Annotated in this window: 16 protein-coding genes; 9 read left to right on the top strand and 7 right to left on the bottom strand. The window is 36.7% G+C overall.

The window, feature by feature from the left end; genetic code table 11:
• The first annotated feature begins 14 nt into the window (after positions 1-14).
• The 5 genes from CEP47_RS05025 to hda all read left to right on the top strand — a co-directional run bounded on the left by CEP47_RS05025 (position 15) and on the right by hda (position 5,579).
• Complete coding sequence (locus CEP47_RS05025; protein WP_265482606.1) at positions 15-1,178, top strand: EmrA/EmrK family multidrug efflux transporter periplasmic adaptor subunit; 1,164 nt, start codon at positions 15-17, stop codon at positions 1,176-1,178.
• A 9-nt stretch (positions 1,179-1,187) separates the two neighbouring features.
• Positions 1,188-2,699, top strand: coding sequence for a DHA2 family efflux MFS transporter permease subunit (locus tag CEP47_RS05020; RefSeq protein WP_261920660.1), 1,512 nt, complete (start codon positions 1,188-1,190; stop codon positions 2,697-2,699).
• An 88-nt stretch (positions 2,700-2,787) separates the two neighbouring features.
• Complete coding sequence (gene upp / locus CEP47_RS05015) at positions 2,788-3,414, top strand: uracil phosphoribosyltransferase (protein WP_261920661.1); 627 nt, start codon at positions 2,788-2,790, stop codon at positions 3,412-3,414.
• Between the two features lie 77 nt (positions 3,415-3,491).
• Positions 3,492-4,763: a uracil-xanthine permease family protein gene (locus CEP47_RS05010; RefSeq protein WP_261920662.1), complete on the top strand. Its 1,272-nt coding sequence runs from the start codon at positions 3,492-3,494 to the stop codon at positions 4,761-4,763.
• Between the two features lie 108 nt (positions 4,764-4,871).
• Positions 4,872-5,579 carry a DnaA regulatory inactivator Hda gene (gene hda / locus CEP47_RS05005; RefSeq protein WP_265482605.1) on the top strand — a complete coding sequence of 236 codons (708 nt, stop codon included), beginning with the start codon at positions 4,872-4,874 and terminating at the stop codon, positions 5,577-5,579.
• Positions 5,580-5,650: 71 nt separating this feature from the next.
• On the opposite strand, the gene CEP47_RS05000 is transcribed toward hda, so the two are convergent.
• Positions 5,651-7,048, bottom strand: coding sequence for a Do family serine endopeptidase (locus CEP47_RS05000; protein WP_261920664.1), 1,398 nt, complete (start codon positions 7,046-7,048; stop codon positions 5,651-5,653).
• A 438-nt stretch (positions 7,049-7,486) separates the two neighbouring features.
• Here CEP47_RS05000 and rplM point away from each other — a divergent pair, with 438 nt between their 5' ends.
• The 3 genes from rplM (at position 7,487) to CEP47_RS04985 (ending at position 8,733) form a co-directional block, all read left to right on the top strand.
• Entirely contained in the window at positions 7,487-7,915 is a 429-nt protein-coding gene (gene rplM, locus CEP47_RS04995) for a 50S ribosomal protein L13 (protein ID WP_261920665.1), read from the top strand.
• A gap of 16 nt (positions 7,916-7,931) precedes the next feature.
• A complete protein-coding gene (gene rpsI, locus CEP47_RS04990) occupies positions 7,932-8,321 on the top strand; it encodes a 30S ribosomal protein S9 (protein ID WP_261920666.1) in 390 nt (129 codons plus the stop codon).
• A gap of 256 nt (positions 8,322-8,577) precedes the next feature.
• Complete coding sequence (locus tag CEP47_RS04985) at positions 8,578-8,733, top strand: hypothetical protein (protein ID WP_261920667.1); 156 nt, start codon at positions 8,578-8,580, stop codon at positions 8,731-8,733.
• 9 nt (positions 8,734-8,742) lie between these two features.
• Here the strand turns inward: CEP47_RS04985 and CEP47_RS04980 are convergent, their stop codons facing one another.
• The 6 genes from CEP47_RS04980 to CEP47_RS04955 form a co-directional block, all read right to left on the bottom strand.
• Complete coding sequence (locus CEP47_RS04980) at positions 8,743-9,435, bottom strand: M15 family metallopeptidase (RefSeq protein WP_261920668.1); 693 nt, start codon at positions 9,433-9,435, stop codon at positions 8,743-8,745.
• A 6-nt stretch (positions 9,436-9,441) separates the two neighbouring features.
• Complete coding sequence (dapE, locus tag CEP47_RS04975; protein ID WP_261920669.1) at positions 9,442-10,584, bottom strand: succinyl-diaminopimelate desuccinylase; 1,143 nt, start codon at positions 10,582-10,584, stop codon at positions 9,442-9,444.
• Positions 10,585-10,593: 9 nt separating this feature from the next.
• Entirely contained in the window at positions 10,594-10,938 is a 345-nt protein-coding gene (locus CEP47_RS04970; RefSeq protein ID WP_261920670.1) for a Spx/MgsR family RNA polymerase-binding regulatory protein, read from the bottom strand.
• 122 nt (positions 10,939-11,060) lie between these two features.
• Complete coding sequence (galM, locus tag CEP47_RS04965; RefSeq protein WP_261920671.1) at positions 11,061-12,119, bottom strand: galactose-1-epimerase; 1,059 nt, start codon at positions 12,117-12,119, stop codon at positions 11,061-11,063.
• On the bottom strand, positions 12,113-13,267 hold the full coding sequence (galK, locus tag CEP47_RS04960) for a galactokinase (protein WP_261920672.1): 1,155 nt from the start codon (positions 13,265-13,267) through the stop codon (positions 12,113-12,115). The genes galM and galK overlap by 7 nt, the downstream gene beginning before the upstream one ends.
• 1 nt (position 13,268) lies before the next feature.
• On the bottom strand, positions 13,269-14,327 hold the full coding sequence (locus CEP47_RS04955) for a UDP-glucose--hexose-1-phosphate uridylyltransferase (protein WP_261920673.1): 1,059 nt from the start codon (positions 14,325-14,327) through the stop codon (positions 13,269-13,271).
• A gap of 325 nt (positions 14,328-14,652) precedes the next feature.
• Here CEP47_RS04955 and CEP47_RS04950 point away from each other — a divergent pair, with 325 nt between their 5' ends.
• Positions 14,653-15,036 carry a hypothetical protein gene (locus tag CEP47_RS04950; protein ID WP_261920674.1) on the top strand — a complete coding sequence of 128 codons (384 nt, stop codon included), beginning with the start codon at positions 14,653-14,655 and terminating at the stop codon, positions 15,034-15,036.

Genomic DNA, 15,036 nt, shown 5'->3' with positions numbered 1-15,036 from the left:
TTAAGAGTAGAGCTATGACTAAAATTGAACAACAGCAAAAATCGCAAGGGAAACGTCAATTAAGAACAAAACGTTTGGCTATTTTTACTGTTATTTTAATTATTGTTGCCATTATAAGCTTTGGTTATTGGTTCTTTTTTGTAAAAGACTTTGCAGAAACGAATGATGCTTATTCAAATGGGAATATTGTACCTGTTTCAACGCAAGTTACTGGGAATATTCGTCAGATCAATTATATTGATACTGATTTAGTGCATAAAGGTGATGTATTGGTGGTATTAGATGATACTGATGCAAAACTAGCGCTGTCTCAGGCAAAAAATAACCTTGCTTTAGCTGTGCGACACATAGCTCAAGCTCGGTTTACCGCAGAACAATTAAGGGCTGCGGTAGCCGCGAAAAAGGTTTTGTTACAACAAGCTGAAAGAGATCTTGCTCGCCGTCAAAAGTTGGATAAAGCTGGTGCTGTTGCAAAAGAGAGTTTACAACATTCTCAAGATGCCGTGTTGGCAGCTAAAAATGATCTAGCTGCAACACAAGATCAGTTAAATGCAACATTAGCTTTGCTTGGTACTTCTTCTTTAGAACAACAGCCAGCAGTGATTCAAGCGGCAGACAAAGTACGACAAGCGTGGTTAAATTTACAACGAACAAAAATCTTAAGCCCAGTAGATGGTTATATTGCTCGCCGTAATGCACAAGTAGGGCAGTTAGCACGCCCCGGTATTCCATTGATGGCGGTGGTACCATTAAATCAAATTTGGTTAGATGCAAATTTTAAAGAGACTCAAATTAAACCGATGCGACTTGGGCAACCCGTTAAAATTTGGTTTGATCTTTATGGAAAAGAGATTGAGTTTGATGGAAAAATTGAAGGCATTGAAGCGGGAACTGGTAATGTATTCTCTTTATTGCCAGCACAAAATGCAACGGGGAATTGGATTAAAGTTGTACAACGTTTACCAGTGAGAATTTCACTTGATCCAAAACAATTAGAAAAATATCCGTTACGTTTAGGATTATCTGCAACAGTTAAAGTCAATTTATCTCATCAAGATGGAGAAGTCTTAGCGAAAAAAATGCGTGGGCAACCTTTATATCAGACAAACACTTTAGATTATGACTTAACGCCGATTAATACGGATATTACCACCATTATTCGCAATAATAGCTATTAGGATTACAAGATGTCTAAACCGCCCTTACAAGGTTCTTCACTCGTGATGATGACGCTAGGTTTAGCGTTGGCAACTTTTATGCAAGTGTTGGATTCAACCATTGCGAATGTTGCAATTCCTACGATTGCAGGTGATCTGGGGGCATCCGCAGCACAAGGTACTTGGGTTATTACATCATTTGGTGTTGCGAATGCGATTGCAATACCAGTAACAGGGTGGTTAGCAAAACGTTTTGGTGAAGTAAGATTATTTCTTTTTTCTATTTCAGTCTTTGTGCTTGCATCTTGGTTATGCGGTATAGCTACATCATTGCCAATGCTTATTTTATGGCGAGTAGTGCAAGGCTTAGCCGCAGGTCCTATTGTGCCATTATCTCAAAGTTTACTCTTAAATAATTACCCCCCAAATAAAAGAAATATGGCAATGGCATTTTGGTCAATGACGGTTGTTATCGCACCAATATGCGGTCCAATTTTAGGTGGTTGGATTAGTGATGATTTTCATTGGGGCTGGATTTTCTTTATCAACATTCCAATTGGGGTTTTAGTTTTTGTTTTAACGAAGTTAACTCTTGGAGAGAGAGAAAGTAAAACTTATCAACTCCCAATAGATAAGATCGGTTTGATCTTATTAGTTTTCGGTGTAGGAGCTTTGCAGATTATGCTAGATCGTGGTCGAGAAGAAGATTGGTTTAATTCGAGTGAAATTATTGTACTCACTATTGTTGCTCTTATTGGTTTAATCAGTTTAGTGATTTGGGAATTAGGCGAAGATCACCCTGTTATTGATATTTCATTATTTAAAAATCGTAATTTTACGGTTGGTTGTATTTGTACCTCGCTGGCATTTTTAATTTATCTTGGTTCGGTGGTGTTAATTCCATTGTTATTACAACAAGTGTATGGTTACACCGCACTTTGGGCTGGATTAGCGACTGCTCCCATAGGCTTATTCCCGCTACTACTTTCTCCCCTTATTGGTAAATATGGGAATAAATTAGATATGCGGTTGTTGGTAACTATTAGCTTTTTTGTCTATGCGTTGACTTTCTATTGGCGAGCGACAACTTTTTCTCCTGAGATGGATTTTTCTGCGGTGGCACTTCCTCAGTTAATTCAAGGTGTTGCGGTTGCTTGTTTTTTTATGCCATTAACAACTATTACATTATCTGGATTAAAAGATGAACAAACGGCATCTGCATCAAGTTTATTTAATTTTTTAAGAACATTAGCAGGTTCAGTGGGAACATCACTCACCACTTTTATGTGGTATAACCGTGAGGCAATACATCATGGTCAATTAATTGATCGTATTAATGATTTTAATCCTATTTCACAACAATATTTTCAATCCTTAACCTCGCAAGGTTTTTCTGAACAGCAAATTGCAACAATAGTTGCCTCAAATATCACTAAACAAGGCTTGATTTTGGGTGCAAATGAGATTTTTTATTTGTCCTCAATCGCTTTTTTGTGTTTGTTTGTGGTGATTTGGTTTGCTAAACCACCATTTTCACGTTAATTCAAACTCTAAATTCAAAATTTTTCTGGCTATTTCCTTTAGAATAAACTAAAATTTTGCGATTTTTTTATTCAGGAGAAAGTAAAAAATGAAAATCGTTGAAGTAAAACATCCTTTAGTTAAGCATAAACTAGGTTTAATGCGTGCTGCTGATGTTAGTACTAAACAGTTTCGTGAATTAGCAACTGAAGTAGGTAGTTTATTAACCTATGAAGCAACCGCAGATTTAGAAACTGAAATGATTCAAATTGATGGCTGGTGTGGCAAGGTTGAGGTAGAACAAATTAAAGGTAAAAAAGTCACTGTTGTGCCAATTTTGCGAGCTGGTTTAGGAATGATGGACGGTGTATTAGAACATATTCCAAGTGCTAGAATTAGTGTTGTGGGTATGTATCGTAATGAAGAAACACTTGAACCTGTGCCTTATTTTCAAAAATTAACGGCTGATATAGAAGAACGTTTAGCGATTGTTGTTGATCCGATGTTGGCAACAGGTGGTTCAATGATTGCAACTATTGATTTATTGAAAAGTAAGGGTTGTTCGCATATCAAAGTACTAGTTTTAGTTGCTGCGCCTGAAGGGATTGAAGCATTAGCTAAAGCGCATCCAGATGTTGAATTATATACGGCTTCAATTGATAATCATTTAAATGAGCAAGGGTATATTATTCCCGGCTTAGGTGATGCTGGTGATAAGATTTTTGGTACTAAATAAGAGAAATTAACTATTCTTTTTTTACTATCCTATCATTAGAGCGTTAATAGTTAAATTTATCCAGAGAGATGAAACTAATGACAAATCAAACTTTTCAAACACCTCAGAGTGTGGGTAAACAAGCCTTTGTTGGCTTACAAATGTTATTCGTGGCTTTTGGAGCACTTGTATTAGTTCCTTTAATTACAGGGCTTGATAGCAATACGGCATTACTAACTGCGGGAATAGGTACATTATTGTTTCAACTGTGTACGAAACGCCAAGTCCCGATCTTTTTAGCCTCTTCTTTTGCTTTTATTGCACCTATTCAATACGGTATCGCTACTTGGGGATTACCTGTTACTATGGGTGGATTAATGGGAGCAGGTTTAGTCTATATCGCTTTAAGTGCCTTGGTTAAGTTGCGAGGTGTAGATGCTATTCAGAAAATATTTCCTCCAATCGTTGTCGGCCCTGTGATCATTATTATTGGCATGGGATTAGCTCCCGTTGCAGTAGATATGGCGACAGGTAAAAATAGTGCTTATCATTATGAGCAAGCAATTATCGTTTCAATGGCAACGCTTTTAACCACGTTATCGGTCGCTGTTTTTGCTAAAGGGATTATGCGATTAATTCCAATTATGTTTGGTATTGCAGTTGGTTATATTATTTGCTTATTTATGGGGTTAATTGATTTCAAATCGGTAATTGATGCACCTTGGTTTAGCTTACCAACTATCACTAAACCCGAATTTAAATTGGAAGCTATTTTATATTTATTGCCTATTGCAATTGCACCAGCGGTTGAGCACGTGGGTGGTATTATGGCGATTAGCTCGGTAACGGGGAATAATTTTCTGAAAAAACCGGGATTACACCGCACTTTATTAGGTGATGGTATTGCAACATCAATGGCATCTTTTTTAGGTGGACCACCGAATACAACTTATTCTGAAGTAACGGGTGCGGTAATGTTAACGAAAAACTTTGACCCGAAAATTATGACTTGGGCAGCGATATGGGCAATTGCCATTTCATTTTGTGGTAAAGTAGGTGCTTTTTTATCTACCATACCGACCATTGTAATGGGCGGTATAATGATGTTGGTCTTTGGATCAATTGCCGTAGTCGGAATGAGTACTTTAATTAAAGGAAAAGTTGATGTAACCGAACCACGCAACCTATGTATTATCTCTGTTGTAATGACCTTTGGGATTGGTGGTATGTTTGTTAATTTTGGTGAAGTATCCGTTAAAGGAATCAGTTTATGTGCTATTGTAGCAATTTTATTGAATTTACTTCTGCCAAAAAGTAAGACTGATCATCAAGATCAAAATAGAAATGATGAAGGTTTAGGCGAAATCTAAATAAAACGATTGAAAATCGTAGGTTAAGCTTGCTCGATCTACGATTTTTCTTTATTCTTATCCGTTATTTAGCCTAGATCTTAGTGAATAGTTAGATTGAGCAAAACGGTGTTATCACAACAACTCACCCTTCCCATTTTAGTTGCAGATGATGAAACTTTTGAAAATTTTCATCTTGCAGAGCAGTGTTCTGCTAATGTGGTTGCTTATCAATCTTTACAAGTGGGATTAAGTCGCCCACAGGCTGCTTTTTTTTATCTTTGGGGAGAGAAAAGTAGCGGTAAAACTCATTTGCTGAAAGCGGCTAACAATTTTATGTTAAAAACGCATCAACCTTCAATTTATATTCCTTTAAGTAAAGCTAATCATTTCTCACCTGCCGTGCTTGAGAATTTAGAGAATCAAGCGTTAGTTTGTTTAGATGATATTCATTGTGTGATCCAAGATCCCGAATGGGAAATGGAAATTTTTAATCTTTTTAATCGGATTAAAGACAGTGGTAATCGTTTATTAATCAGTGCAGATTGCCCACCACAACAATTAGTCATGCAGTTACCTGATCTACGTACTCGTTTAACTTGGGGAGAAGTCTATCAACTTCATCGTTTAAATGATGAACAGAAGATTATTGTTTTACAACAAGCGGCTCACAAGCGTGGTTTGGAATTACCAACAGAGGTAGCGACATTTTTGTTAAAACGTCAAAGTCGAGATTTACAACATTTATTTAGTACCTTAGATCAATTAGATAAAGCCTCTTTGCAAAGCCAACGTAAACTGACAATTCCATTCGTTAAGACTTGTTTATCGTTATAAAGATAAAAAAGTGCAGTTAAATTTTCACTGCACTTTTTTGATAGTTAAGTTGTTTAAATAAATTGCTTAAGTTAGTGGGTTAAAATAAATAGATTGCTATCACCACGTTGGATATTTAATGCAACGACTTCAGGTTTGTTCTCAAGAATTTTTCGTAACTCAGCAATATTATTGACCTTAGTTCGATTAATACCGATGATAATATCACCTTTTTGTAAACCTATCTGTGCTGCTGGAGATTGTTTTTGTACACTCCGAACTTCAACTCCTTTTTGCCCTTTTAGATTATAGGAACTAAGTTCAGCACCTTTTAATGCGGGTATTAAGCCAGAACCATTGATTTGATTATCATCATCTGATTGTAAAGTAACTTTTACTGTATTTGATTTTCCATCACGTTGATAAGTTAATTCGACTACTTTACCTGCACCACTGGTCGCAATTTTAGCTCTTAATTCGGCAAAGCTATTAAGGGCTTGCCCATTTAAGGCAGTAATAACATCTCCTGCTTTTAAACCTGCTTTTGCTGCTGCAGATTTTGGTAATACTTCACTCACAAAAGCCCCTTTTTGAACATCAATATTAAAGGCTTTTGCTAAATTGGCATTTAATTCTCCGCCCTTGATACCTAACATACCACGAGTAACTTGCCCGTGCTCAGTAATTTGATGTGCTAAGTTCATTGCCATATCACTTGGGATCGCAAAAGCAATACCAACATTCCCACCACTAGGAGCGATAATTGCAGTATTAATACCGACTAATTCTCCTTTAAGGTTTAGTAATGGGCCACCTGAATTTCCTTGGTTTACTGCTGCATCTGTTTGAATATAGTTTTCATAGTTATTACTCCCGCCATCAGCGGAACGTGATTTTGCAGAAACAATACCTGAAGTGACAGTTTGCCCTAATCCAAAAGGATTGCCGACTGCAACAACAAAATCGCCAACTTTGAGTTGATCTGAATTAGCGACTTTAATTTGAGTAAGATTTTTGGCATTTTCTAATTGAATCAGTGCCACATCAGATTGTGGATCTTTGCCAACTACTTTTGCTTTATATTCACGTCCATCGTTAAGCTTAACTGTAATGTTATCTGCCCCATCAATTACGTGGTTATTAGTGAGAACATAGCCTTTGTTAGCATTGATAATCACACCAGATCCTAATGCTCGGAATTTTTGTGGTGCGTTGTTCATACTCCCATCAAAAGGGAATTGATCACCAAAGAAGAATTTAAATTCGGGTGGTAGTTGTGGCAATTCCTGCTGAAAACGTGAATTACTCTTAGATTGGCCTTCAACAGAAAGGGTTACCACAGCAGGTAATACTTTGTCTAACATTGGTGCTAGACTTGGAATAGATTGTCCTTCTAGTGCCACTGGAAGATTTGCATAGCTTAGTATTGGGGTTGTAAGCATACCTAAACTTAATGCTAGACTAGTTAAAAGCACATTTTTCTTTTTCATAAAATACCTTAAGATGAAATTGAGTTAATAAATAAAAACTTAACATCAATATCTTGACGTCTCATTGCTTAAGATAAAAAAAATGTAAAAAAGTTCAGCTTAAAATCATATTTTACTTCAAATCATTTATGCTGAACTTAAAAAGTCATTGAAAAATAAGGATAAAACGAATATAGGGAATAATACATATAAAAAAACTATGTATTATACTGATTTCTTTGGGTTTTAATTGGATTGTTTTACATAAAAGAATGGATAAAAAAGTTGGCTTTTATTAAGGCTTTTTAGTATAATCCTGCGACCCTGTATTATATCGGTTTTTCCCACCATATAATGTTTTTTAACTTTATCCACTCGAAGGGGTGAGATATTTAGTTTAGAGGTGTGTTCAATAAATGTTGAACACAGGGTATTAAATTATAATTTGGTAATTAATTAATGAAAACTTTTGTAGCAAAACCAGAAACTGTAAAACGTGACTGGTATGTAGTTGATGCGACAGGTAAAACTTTAGGTCGTTTAGCTACCGAAATCGCAACTCGCTTACGTGGTAAACATAAAGCTGAATATACTCCGCACGTTGATACTGGTGATTATATTGTTGTTATCAACGCTGAGAAAATTGCCGTAACAGGTCGTAAAGAAAGCGATAAAATCTATTACTGGCATACAGGACATATCGGTGGTATCAAGCAAGCGACATTTGCTGAAATGATCGAACGCCGTCCAGAGCGTGTGATTGAAATCGCAGTAAAAGGTATGTTGCCTAAAGGTCCTTTAGGTCGTCAAATGTACCGTAAATTGAAAGTGTATGCAGGTAGCGAACATAATCACGCTGCACAGCAACCACAGATTTTAGATATTTAATCACGAGGTTTAGACTATGGCAGATCAAAATTACGGTACAGGCCGCCGCAAAAGCTCTTCAGCTCGCGTATTCATTAAACCGGGCAGTGGTAAAATTACAATTAACCAACGTGAATTAGATGTTTACTTTGGTCGTGAAACAGCACGCATGGTTGTACGTCAACCATTAGAATTAGTTGAAATGACAGAGAAATTAGACCTTTACATCACAGTTAAAGGTGGTGGTATTTCTGGTCAAGCAGGTGCTATCCGTCATGGTATCACTCGTGCGTTAATTGAATATGATGAAACTTTACGTCCAGCATTACGTGCAGCAGGCTTTGTTACTCGTGATGCACGTCAAGTTGAGCGTAAAAAAGTGGGTTTACGCAAAGCACGTCGTCGTCCACAATTCTCAAAACGTTAATACGTTTTATTCAGAATATTCTTTGTATTTTAACAAAGCATTTCTATCAACTTGTGGGGCAGAAGCCCCACAAGTTTTTTCATTAATAAACATTTGATAATTCTGTTATTTTTACGAAAATAAATAATATATTTTTATATAGCTCTTCGTTTTTTTAACGTTTTAATTTCCACTTATTATCTTTCTAGTTCTATTTTGAGTAAAACAAATATGTTACTATTTTATCTAAATTAATTTAATGCAAAAGGATAGAATAGTGCCACTTTTCAATATTTCAGCAGATAAATTAACAACAGTTGAAAAAAGAAATTTTACTCAAGAAAAATACTTACAAAATTTAATTGAGAAAAATTTAGAAACAGTTTTTAGTTGCCGTTTTATTGCAAGTGAATTTTTTGTTTTATATTTTTGAAACTCTTTGTTAAAGAATATAGTGATAAAATATTTGTTTAATATTTTTTTCTAAGATTTCTTTCCCTTGTAGTGGTTCATTTTGCCAAGCATTGAGTAATATTTCTGCTGTGAGTTGATGTTGATAATGTTGTGCTAGTGGTAGATAGCTAATATGCCAAGGTTCATAACCAATCTGTTTTTCTTCTGTTAAGTGAGAAAACGGTAGATAAAAGTCAAATTGTACTAGAGTTTCTGCTAGGAATTGGCTTAGTTCAAAAAAATATCCACCTTTTTCGTATTCCCAAGGTTCAAGTTGTAATGTTTGATTTTGAGGAAGTAAATTGGGATCGAAAATATCAATTTCCGTCCCCCAATGATGGCGGCTTGCACCCGGGAGGGCAGACCAGCGTAAGATCGCTTGACATTTTTCCCATGGTGAAAGAATGGTGAGATCTAATGCTTGTCCTTGATCATTATGTACTTTTCGTTCTCCATTAAACTTTGTATTCCAAATGATTAGTTGGCGTTGAAAATCACGAAAACTACTGGCTGGTTGTAGATTGAATCCCGCTTTCTTCGCTTGTTGTTGTAAACCTAGAAAGGCTTTTACTACTGATGGTTGTAGCCAATGATGATTAGAAAATTGAGTGGGAAGATGCATTAAATGCGACTTGACTTTCCCACACAGATTTTCCAGTGGTAAGGTGGTGAATGTTTTCATTCTCGGTTATACATCAATTAGTACTTGGTTTAATGTTTGTTGATAAATTTTGCCTAGCTGTATGAGATCGTGACAACTTACACATTCATCAACACGGTGAATAGTTTTATTGATTGGACCTAACTCAACGACTTCAGCACCCATCAAAGCAATAAACCTACCATCAGATGTTCCACCTCCTGTTTCCAATCGTGGTTGAATTCCTAAATGCTGTTCAATGCTGTGTACCACCGCATTCACTAATTTACCTTTTGGCGTCAGAAAAGGTTTACCAGATAACCACCAGTCAATGCGAGCAGTTAATCCGTGTTTTTCTAATAACTGCTTGACTTGAGATTGAATTTTTTCTGCATTCGTTTCAGTTGAAAAGCGTAGATTAAATTGAACGTAAAGTTCACCCGGAATAACATTATTTGAACCTGTTCCCGCTTGGATATTAGCAATTTGTAAGCTAGTTGGTGGAAAATATTGATTACCATTATCCCATTTGAAATGGGTTAATTCTTGCAAAAATGCAAGAGAGGTATGAATTGGATTTTGAGCTAAGTGAGGATAAGCAACATGTCCTTGAATCCCTTCAATATAGAGATTACCCGTTAGAGAACCACGGCGACCATTTTTGACGACATCTCCTAATTGTTCCGTAGCAGAAGGTTCGCCAACAATACAGTAATCAAGGGGTTCGTTACGTTGCATTAAGGTTTCAACCACTTTGACTGTACCATCGGTTGCGGCAGCTTCTTCATCGGAAGTAATTAATAAAGCCACTCGTCCACTGTGATTTGGATTTTGTAATACAAAGTTCTCTGCTGCAATTACCATTGCTGCTAAAGAGCCTTTCATATCGGCTGCACCACGCCCATAGAGAATACCATCGACAATCTCAGCACTGAAAGGTGGGTAAGTCCAATGTTGTTCATTACCAGCGGGGACAACATCTGTATGCCCTGCAAAGGCAATAGTTTTACCATTATTCGCTTGTCCGTGGGTTGCCCATAAATTTAAGGTATTATTAAACGGTAGCCATTCTAGCTGAAAGCCTGCTTGTACTAAACGTTCAGCAATTAATTGTTGGCAACCTGCATCATCAGGGCTGATAGAGGGACGGCGAATTAAAGCTTGTGCTAATTGAATAATTGGATCTGTCATTTGATAGCCTTATTTTAAGAGTGCTGCGGTATATTGTGTTTGATTAAAACCGATAAGTTGCACATCTTCACCTAATACGATAGGGCGTTTAATCAGCGTTGGATATTCTTCAAGCAGGGTTAAAGCAGATGTTTTGTCGAGGGTTTTACGTGTTTCGTCAAGGGTACGCCAAGTTGTACTACGTTTATTAATTAAATTTTCCCAACCAAATAGATCCTCAAGCTCTGTTAGTAAAGTCGGTGTTAACCCGTCAACACGATAGTCATGGAGTTTCGCTTGAATGCCATTATCCGCTAGCCATTTCAAGGTTTTTTTTACGGTATCACAATTTTTAATTCCATAAACAGTAAGCATAAATATTCCTTAATCTAGTTGAGAAGATAAGTTTTGATAATGCCAAAAATTGATGAAAACCGCAATTCTTAACCTTTAGAAAAGTATTTAAAAGGTTAATAGTAACGGACTTAGAGGTAAATTTATAACCGTTTGAAAGCAAAAATCGTTTTCTGATGATAAGGTTGATTGGCTAATGAAATACCACCATATTTGAACCATTCGGGGTGATTGGGAGTATCGGGTAAAGCTTGTGTTTCCAAAGCGACAGCACAATGATTTTGATATTTTTCACCTTTAAAATTAGGCGTGCCAGCGAAGAAATTAGCGGTATAAACTTGAATTGCAGGTTGAGTGGTATAAATACTTAATTCAACTTTTTGATCCCTAGAAATAAGATTAGCGGCAGGTTTTAAGCCTAAATTTTCAGTTTCTTGAAGGAGAAAACTATGATCATAGCCGTTTACTTTTTGTTGTTCGAGATCTTGTAGCAAATCTTGTCCAAGTATTTTAGCTTGTCGAAAATCAAAATTTGTCTGTGTAACAGAAGTAAGAGGTGCATTAGGAATACCTTCAGCATCAACTGGGAGATAATAATCTGCAAAGAGTTGTAATTGGTGGTGGCGAATATCAAGTGGTAATGCTTTGTTATCTAAATTAAAGTAAGCGTGATTGGTTAAATTCAGTGGTGTTGTTTGGTCGCTGATAGCGGAAAATTCAATGCTAACTTGATTTTCATCTGTTAGGTGGTATTTAACTTTAACCCAAAGGTTTCCTGCAAACCCTTGATCACCATCAGCAGAAAACAGTGAAAAGATAACACTATTGTTATTACTCTGTTCAACTTGCCAGCGGCGTTGATCAAAACCTTTTCCGCCGTGTAAACAATGGCGTTGTTTTTGATTACGGGTAAGGTGGTAGTCTTTACCCGCTAAGCTAAATTTACCGTGAGCAATCCGATTTGCAAAACGCCCGATAGTTGCACCAAGATAGGCTTGGTTGTCTGCCAGATGTTCTATTTTGCAACCGCAAAGTAATTCTCTTAATTCAACTTCTCCCGTTTGAGTGGTAATCGTGAGTTGAGCAGAACACCAAGTTGCTCCCCAATCGGTTAACAGAATTTGCATACCTTGGCGGTTAGACAAAGTGAATAGTTGAAATGGTTGACCATCTGGTGCTAAACAATGACTTAAACTTAACATTGATGTACTCCAGCCATTGCACTACAGAGATAAAAATCCTCTTTTAATCCTGTTTTTTGTTGATAATTTTCTGCAATTATTTTGCGGACAGCCTCAACCTTTTCAACTGGTGCAATCGCTACAACACAACCGCCGAAGCCTCCCCCTGTCATTCTTGCACCACCTAGTTGCCCAATGGCGGTTTGTGCTAACTCAACTAAATAATCAATTTGTGGCACAGTAATTTCAAAGGCATCTCGCATTGATTGATGTGATTGTGCCATTAATTCACCTAAGTATTTTATATCGTTTTGTTGTAAAGCATTCACTGCATCAATCACTCGCTGGTTTTCGCTAATAACGTGTTTTGCTCGTTTCGCAACAAGTGGATCGATAGCCATTAATGCTTTTTCTTGAGCTAAAAATTGATCTAAAGAGACATCTCGCAGAGCAGGAACATTAAAAAATTTTGCTGCCATTTCGCATTGTTGACGGCGACTATTATATTCCCCAGTGACCAAGTCGTGTTTGACATTAGAATTTATCACCATTATTGCTAGATTAGGAGGAAAAGGGACAGCTTTAGTTGTTAGATTACGACAATCGATCATCAATAAATGATTTTCTTGCCCTAAGGCTGAAATAAGTTGATCCATATTACCACATTGACAGCCAACAAACTGATTTTCAGCCTTTTGCCCGATTAAAGCAAGTTCTGTTGGTGTTAAAGAGAGATTGGCAAGCAGTTGACAAAAATTTCCCACCGCAATTTCTAAAGAGGCTGAGGAACTTAAGCCTGCTGAGAGGGGGACATTGCCACAGATCACTAAATCAGCACCTTGAATAAAAGTTGGATATTGTTGTTGAATAAAATGTACCACCCCACGTAGATAGTTTTGCCATTTTTTCTCACTTTTTGTGATTGGTTGGTTTAAGTAAAACTGATCATAATCATCAAGATCAGCAGCATAAACACGAAAAAGATGATCATCACGTTTTCTGCCACTGATGGAGGTACCATAATTGATTGCACAAGGCATCACAAAACCATCGTTATAGTCGGTATGTTCGCCAATAATATTGACTCTTCCCGGAGCATAAACTTGCAAGTTGGGAGCAACCGAAAATTGTTGTGCAAAAATTTGGGGCGAAAGGATTTTAGGATTCATATTAAATCTCTCTTTCTTTATAGTGAATGGTACTTAATTGAGCTAAACGCTCTGCGGCTTGTTCAGGAGTAAGATCTCGTTGGGTTTCGGCTAGCATTTCATACCCTACCATAAATTTGCGTATTGTCGCTGAACGTAATAATGGCGGATAAAAGCAAGCATGGAGTTGCCAATGTGCTAGCTCACGTTGATCTTTGAAGAATGGGGCATAATGCCAACCCATTGAATAAGGAAATGAACACTCAAAGAGATTATCGTATTTAGTGGTTAGTTGTTTTAACGCTAGTGCAAGATCGGTACGTTGAGCTTGGTTGAGTTGTTGAAAGCGTTGAATAGCAGTTTTTGGTATTAATAATGTTTCAAAAGGCCATTCTGCCCAGTAAGGCACAACGGCCAGCCAATGTTTGGTTTCTACTACTATACGAATTTTGTGTTCTAATTCAGCGGTTGCATAATCAAGGAGTAGATTGCATCCATAACGTTGATAATAAGTTAACAGATGATGATCTTTTTTGGCTATTTCATTTGGTAAAAAACTATTCGCCCAGATTTGCCCATGAGGGTGTGGTTGAGAACACCCCATAATAATGCCTTTATTTTCAAATACCTGTACCCAAAGATATTGCTTGCCTAATTCTTCAATTTGTTGATTCCAAGTATCAATAATCGCTTCAATTTGAGATAAAGGAAGTTCGGGTAATGTTTTACTGTGATCGGGTGAAAAGCAGATTACTCGACTTAATCCTTGGACTGACATCGTTTTAAAGAGAGGATCTTCGTTTTCTATGATTAATGGGGTATCGGGTAATAACGCAGAAAAATCATTATTGAAAACATAGGGTTGAGTATAGTTAGGATTTTTTTCACCAGAGATGCGGGTATTGTTAGGGCAGAGAAAACAATCAGGATCATAGTTAGGTAATAGTTCGCTAATTATTTTTTCATTTTGACCACTCCAAGGGCGTTTGGCTCGATGTGGTGATATTAAAACCCATTCGCCTTTTAATGGATTATAACGGCGATGTGGATGTTGGTTGGGATCAAATCGTTTAGTTGGCATTTTTTACCTTGAATAAGATTTTTATAGGGATATATGGGATAAAAGTATAGCAATGGTTTTCTGAAGAAAATGTTAAATAGATCACAAAATGCTTAAAATCTAGACTTAAAATGGAGGGGATTACAAGATCATTTTTAAAGAGAGATTGGAAATAATAGTGATTATATTGGGTGAAAAATACGCATATTATTTTACTGAATTTGTTTTTCGATTGTTGTTAAACGTTATTTATTTTTTCGGTATTATGTAGCAGTTGCACAAAGATTTAACCGCTTGAAAACATTAACATCCCTATTGAAATTTTCACTCAATAGGGATTTTTATTATGACACAAAAGTTACTCAAACACGAGTTAGTTGAACGGTTGCTTCAACTGAAAGAAAAACAAGATTTATTAACGGTGCAAATGCAGCTTTTAGCTCAAGAGATTAGCGAGTTGGCAGATCCATTTATGCCGAAAACACCGAAAAGCCAGTCTGTGATTACCATTCGTTTAATCGCACAAGTATTAAAGGAAAATCAGGGTACGTGGTTGGTATGTGGAGATATAGCAGAACAGGCATTACGATTAGTGGGGCAGCTACAATTTATTGATGTTGGTGATAACCATTATAAAGCAGTCAAAAGAATGTTGTTGCGGTTGGAGAAAAAAGGATTAGTTGAGCGAGCAGGATTTCATTGGCGTTTAAAAACCTTGAAAACTAATTAA

Origin of the sequence: Mergibacter septicus (genome assembly GCF_003265225.1) — a bacterium.
GTDB classification, from domain to species: Bacteria; Pseudomonadota; Gammaproteobacteria; order Enterobacterales; family Pasteurellaceae; genus Mergibacter; species Mergibacter septicus.
The sequence above is the reverse complement of the archived record's forward strand: the minus strand, read 5'-3'. Positions and strand labels throughout refer to the sequence as shown.

Coding starts and splice junctions, on each gene's coding strand:
- CEP47_RS05025 (WP_265482606.1), top strand. CDS start 15: ATGACTAAAATTGAACAACAGCAAAAATCGCAAGGGAAACGTCAATTA.
- upp (WP_261920661.1), top strand. CDS start 2,788: ATGAAAATCGTTGAAGTAAAACATCCTTTAGTTAAGCATAAACTAGGT.
- CEP47_RS04955 (WP_261920673.1), bottom strand. CDS start 14,327: ATGCCAACTAAACGATTTGATCCCAACCAACATCCACATCGCCGTTAT.
- CEP47_RS05010 (WP_261920662.1), top strand. CDS start 3,492: ATGACAAATCAAACTTTTCAAACACCTCAGAGTGTGGGTAAACAAGCC.
- galM (WP_261920671.1), bottom strand. CDS start 12,119: ATGTTAAGTTTAAGTCATTGTTTAGCACCAGATGGTCAACCATTTCAA.
- galK (WP_261920672.1), bottom strand. CDS start 13,267: ATGAATCCTAAAATCCTTTCGCCCCAAATTTTTGCACAACAATTTTCG.
- CEP47_RS04950 (WP_261920674.1), top strand. CDS start 14,653: ATGACACAAAAGTTACTCAAACACGAGTTAGTTGAACGGTTGCTTCAA.
- dapE (WP_261920669.1), bottom strand. CDS start 10,584: ATGACAGATCCAATTATTCAATTAGCACAAGCTTTAATTCGCCGTCCC.
- CEP47_RS04970 (WP_261920670.1), bottom strand. CDS start 10,938: ATGCTTACTGTTTATGGAATTAAAAATTGTGATACCGTAAAAAAAACC.
- rplM (WP_261920665.1), top strand. CDS start 7,487: ATGAAAACTTTTGTAGCAAAACCAGAAACTGTAAAACGTGACTGGTAT.
- CEP47_RS04980 (WP_261920668.1), bottom strand. CDS start 9,435: ATGAAAACATTCACCACCTTACCACTGGAAAATCTGTGTGGGAAAGTC.
- rpsI (WP_261920666.1), top strand. CDS start 7,932: ATGGCAGATCAAAATTACGGTACAGGCCGCCGCAAAAGCTCTTCAGCT.
- CEP47_RS05000 (WP_261920664.1), bottom strand. CDS start 7,048: ATGAAAAAGAAAAATGTGCTTTTAACTAGTCTAGCATTAAGTTTAGGT.
- CEP47_RS05020 (WP_261920660.1), top strand. CDS start 1,188: ATGTCTAAACCGCCCTTACAAGGTTCTTCACTCGTGATGATGACGCTA.